At 56.2% G+C, this 288-nt stretch carries 1 protein-coding gene; it reads right to left on the reverse strand.

Translation table 11 applies throughout. The annotated features are described in order from the left end of the window. A partial coding sequence (locus LZZ85_RS28290; RefSeq protein ID WP_237877519.1) for a hypothetical protein occupies positions 1-288 on the reverse strand: 288 nt, incomplete at both ends.

The raw sequence follows: 288 nt of genomic DNA on the forward strand, positions 1-288 counted from the left end.
CCCACAAATTTAAACTGCTCATCAAACAAGACCCAGTTCAAATACGCCTTTGGTTTGCCGGACACGCCCGGTTGTGTAGCCAGGAACGCACCCACCTGGGGGTCCAGCAAGGTACTCGTCAGATCCGCTGGGTTCAATTTCCCGCCACTCATTCCCGGTGCACTGCCGATCAATGCAGACACAATGGATGTCAGCGGGCTGGTATTCGTTACGCCCGCGCTTCCGCTCCACCACGCACTTGCCTTCAGGTTGAACTGGTCTCCCGCCATTACCTTCAGCAACATGGCC

Origin of the sequence: Terrimonas ginsenosidimutans, from assembly GCF_022012415.1 — a bacterium.
Lineage (GTDB): Bacteria > Bacteroidota > Bacteroidia > Chitinophagales > Chitinophagaceae > Terrimonas_A > Terrimonas_A ginsenosidimutans.